Source organism: Neorhizobium sp. LMR1-1-1.1 (assembly GCF_040675795.1).
GTDB classification, from domain to species: domain Bacteria; phylum Pseudomonadota; class Alphaproteobacteria; order Rhizobiales; family Rhizobiaceae; genus Neorhizobium; species Neorhizobium cellulosilyticum.
Genome location: NZ_JBEGHE010000014.1, coordinates 1 through 247, shown reverse-complemented (window position 1 = coordinate 247; position 247 = coordinate 1). Strand labels below are relative to the sequence as shown.

At 63.2% G+C, this 247-nt stretch carries 1 pseudogene; it reads right to left on the bottom strand.

The features are described 5' to 3' along the window. Positions 1–247, bottom strand: a pseudogene (locus MRBLMR1_RS09435) (IS110 family transposase); the annotation flags it as partial.

The window sequence follows — 247 nt, the reverse complement described above, 5'->3', positions numbered from 1 at the left end:
GAAACCCGCTGTCGCGAAAGAAGTTCGTGTGTGCGATGCAGGACACGCAACGCCTGTTGCGTCAGCGACTTGATCGGAGCTGTGCGAACTGCCGGTCGCGTCACTGCTTCGCAGATGGCCGCGGCGTCCGCTGCGTCGTTCTTTTGACGCGCGACATAGGGCTTCACGTACGACGCAGGGATCATCCGGGCGTCATGGCCAAGAGCGCGAAGCTCGCGTGCCCAGTGATGCGACGAGGCGCATGCCT